Origin of the sequence: Dokdonella sp., assembly GCF_049593775.1 — a bacterium.
Lineage (GTDB): Bacteria > Pseudomonadota > Gammaproteobacteria > Xanthomonadales > Rhodanobacteraceae > Dokdonella.
The window spans coordinates 1-3,057 of sequence record NZ_JBAWHJ010000226.1 but is presented as its reverse complement, the minus strand read 5'-3'; the positions used below and the strand labels follow the sequence as shown (position 1 = coordinate 3,057).

The window sequence follows — 3,057 nt, the reverse complement described above, 5'->3', positions numbered from 1 at the left end:
CAATCTGCTCGAGCACATCCTCGATCGTGACCAGTCCGCCAACGCCGCCGTATTCATCGACGACGATCGCCATGTGATGGTGGGAGAGGCGGAATTCCTTGAGCAGGATATTCAGCCGCTTGGCCTCCGGGATCAGGGCCACGGGCCGCAGAAGGGGCCGGATGTCGTCTCCGCCATTCTCGGCGAAGCAGCGCAACAGGTCCTTGGCCAGCAGGATGCCGACGATTTCGTCGCGATCCGTGCCATGTACAGGAAACCGCGAATGCCCCGATTCGATGACGACGTCGAGCACGTTCTTCAGAGAAGAATCGGCGGCAATCGACACCATTTCCGAGCGCGGAACCATGATGTCGCCGACCGTCAGGTCGGTTACCCGGATCGCGCCCTCGATCATCGAGAGGGTATCGTTGGACAGCAGACCGTTGGCCTGTGCGGAGCGCAGCTCTTCGATCAGTTCTTCGCGGCTGCTGACTTCTCCGGATAATGCGTGGGTAAGGCGTCCAAACCACGAACGGTGGGAGTTGCTACTGGGGGGGTCCTCGCTCATTTTCCGCTTGCGCATGCCCGGTCGGGCGTAGCGGCGCAGTGTAGCAAATGCGCATTGCAGGTCGAATAGCCCCGGAACCTGAACGGCGAGGAGCCGACATCTTGCCGCGGTTTGACCTGGCCGGCGCAAGCCGCTAACATCGCGCGCCCCAATTCCAGCCTCAGGGTCTTTCCTTGTGCCTGAACTGCGGGTCGTTCCCAGAATAACTACATAGGCAAATCAAGCATGTACGCAGTCGTACTCATTTCCGGTAAACAGTACCGGGTGACCCAGGGCGAGACCCTGCGTGTCGAAAAACTTGTCGGCGACGTCGACAGCACGGTCGATTTCGACCAGGTGCTGATGGTCGGTTCCGGCGAAGGCGTCAGTATCGGAGCCCCGCTGGTCGCGGGTGCCACGGTCGGCGCGAAGATCAGGTCGCACGGACGTGGCGAGAAGATCCGCATCATCAAATTCCGCCGCCGCAAGCACCACATGAAGCAGCAGGGCCACCGGCAGCACTACACCGAGATCGAGATCACCGGCATCACGGGTGCATCCGACAAGAAGAAAGCGACCAAGGAGTAAGTCATGGCACATAAGAAAGCAGGCGGCTCAACCCGCAATGGTCGCGACTCGAATCCGAAATACCTGGGCGTGAAGATGTCAGGTGGCCAGGCTTGCAACGCTGGCAACATCATCATCCGCCAGCGCGGCACCAAGTATCGCCCGGGCACCGGCGTGGGTCTTGGCCGTGACCACACGATCTTCGCGATCGTCGATGGCGTGGTCGAGTTCAAGACCAAGGGAATCAACAAGCGCAAGCACGTCAGCGTGGTACCGGCCTTGGCCAACTGACATCGTTTCGCCCGATTCGTGACAGAGCCCCGCCCTGCGCGGGGCTTTTCATTTGCAACACGCTCTTCGCAGGGAGCGGCTTCGGCCGCGATACCTTTTTCATATCAAGCGCCAGGCTGCAGGCACATCAAGGCTGAAGCCGTTGCCTACATGTCTGCCGCGTTGCTGTACGCTTTCCTCCACTCCCGATTTTCCATTCCCCATTACGGCTCTAAACCATGCAATTCGTTGACGAAGCTACCATTCGCGTCCAGGCCGGCAACGGCGGCAACGGCTGCGTCAGCTTTCGGCGCGAGAAATTCATTCCTTTCGGCGGCCCCGATGGCGGCGATGGTGCAGACGGCGGCTGTGTCTGGCTTGTGGCTGACGAGGGGCTCAATACCCTGGTCGACTTCCGCCACCAGCGCATGTTCAAGGCAGGCCGTGGTGAAAACGGCATGGGCCGGCAGATGGCTGGCAAGAATGGCAGCGACACGACTATCCGGGTGCCGGTTGGCACCATGGTTTCCAATGTCGATACCGACGAGCAGATTGGCGATCTGACCGAGCACGGCCAGCGCCTGCTGGTTGCCCAGGGTGGCCGTGGCGGTCAGGGCAATATCCACTTCAAGAGCTCGACCAATCGTGCACCGCGCAAGGCCACCGAAGGCTCCCAGGGAGAGGTGCGCGAGCTGCGCATGGAGCTCAAGGTGCTGGCCGATGTCGGCATGCTCGGTTTCCCGAACGCCGGTAAATCGACCTTCATCCGCGCCGTTTCAGCGGCGACACCGAAGGTCGCCGACTACCCGTTCACGACCCTGCAGCCGCATCTGGGGGTCGTGCGCATCGAGACCGACAAGAGTTTCGTGATCGCCGACATTCCGGGATTGATCGAGGGTGCCGCGGATGGCGCCGGCCTGGGGGTCCAGTTCCTCAAGCACGTCGCACGCACGCGCCTGCTCCTGCACATGGTCGACATTGCTCCCCTCGACGACGATATCGATCCGGTTGATCAGGTACGGACCATCGAGCGCGAACTCGCCGGTTTCGACCCGGAATTGCTTGATCGCGAGCGCTGGCTGGTGTTCAACAAGCTCGACCTTGTGCCGGTGGAAGATCGCGAAAAGGTCGCCAAGGCGATCGTCAAGAAGCTCAAGTGGAAGCAGCCCTGGTATCTGGTCTCGGCCATTGCCCGCGAAAATACCTGGCCCATCTGCCTCGACATCCAGCGTTACTTCGACGAACAGCGCCGCGACGCCGCGGAAGCAGCCATCGCGGCGGGCCAGGGCTGAACCATGCGGGCGATGCACGCCGTTTGTCGCATCGTGCGAGCGTCAGCAACAAAAAAGCCGGCATTCGCCGGCTTTTTGCGTCGAACGACTGCGAATGGCTCAGGCCAGTGCGCGGATGCTCGCATTCAGGCGGCTCTTGTGGCGAGCAGCCTTGTTCTTGTGGATCAGGCCGCGGGCGGCGTAACGATCGACAAGCGGTGTGGCACTCTTCAAGGCGGCTTCGGCGCCGGCCTTGTCGCTCGCGTCGATGGCCTTCGTGACTTTCTTGAGCGCGGTACGGACCATGGAACGGGCGCTGACGTTGCGCTGGCGAGCCTTTTCAGACTGGCGCGCACGCTTCTTCGCGGACTTGATATTTGCCAAGGTAAAACTCCAATAGCGGGGGGCGGAAAAAGGGGCGGG

At 61.3% G+C, this 3,057-nt stretch carries 5 protein-coding genes; 3 read left to right on the top strand and 2 right to left on the bottom strand.

Annotation, left to right across the window (positions count from 1 at the left end; all coding sequences use genetic code 11):
• Positions 1-547, bottom strand: a 547-nt coding sequence (locus WBP53_RS08115) for a CBS domain-containing protein (RefSeq protein ID WP_423927734.1), incomplete at its 3' end; no start/stop codon positions are given.
• A 225-nt stretch (positions 548-772) separates the two neighbouring features.
• On the opposite strand from WBP53_RS08115, the gene rplU reads away from it, so the two are divergent.
• The 3 genes from rplU (at position 773) to cgtA (ending at position 2,655) form a co-directional block, all read left to right on the top strand.
• Positions 773-1,114: a 50S ribosomal protein L21 gene (gene rplU, locus WBP53_RS08110; protein WP_423927732.1), complete on the top strand. Its 342-nt coding sequence runs from the start codon at positions 773-775 to the stop codon at positions 1,112-1,114.
• A gap of 3 nt (positions 1,115-1,117) precedes the next feature.
• Positions 1,118-1,384 carry a 50S ribosomal protein L27 gene (gene rpmA / locus WBP53_RS08105; protein WP_423927730.1) on the top strand — a complete coding sequence of 89 codons (267 nt, stop codon included), beginning with the start codon at positions 1,118-1,120 and terminating at the stop codon, positions 1,382-1,384.
• 218 nt (positions 1,385-1,602) lie between these two features.
• On the top strand, positions 1,603-2,655 hold the full coding sequence (cgtA, locus tag WBP53_RS08100; protein WP_423927728.1) for an Obg family GTPase CgtA: 1,053 nt from the start codon (positions 1,603-1,605) through the stop codon (positions 2,653-2,655).
• 99 nt (positions 2,656-2,754) lie between these two features.
• Here the strand turns inward: cgtA and rpsT are convergent, their stop codons facing one another.
• Entirely contained in the window at positions 2,755-3,018 is a 264-nt protein-coding gene (gene rpsT / locus WBP53_RS08095) for a 30S ribosomal protein S20 (protein WP_423927726.1), read from the bottom strand.
• Positions 3,019-3,057: the final 39 nt, after the last annotated feature.

Excerpts from the sequence above, each read along its gene's own strand:
- rplU (WP_423927732.1), top strand. The coding sequence starts at position 773 with ATGTACGCAGTCGTACTCATTTCCGGTAAACAGTACCGGGTGACCCAG.
- rpmA (WP_423927730.1), top strand. The coding sequence starts at position 1,118 with ATGGCACATAAGAAAGCAGGCGGCTCAACCCGCAATGGTCGCGACTCG.
- cgtA (WP_423927728.1), top strand. The coding sequence starts at position 1,603 with ATGCAATTCGTTGACGAAGCTACCATTCGCGTCCAGGCCGGCAACGGC.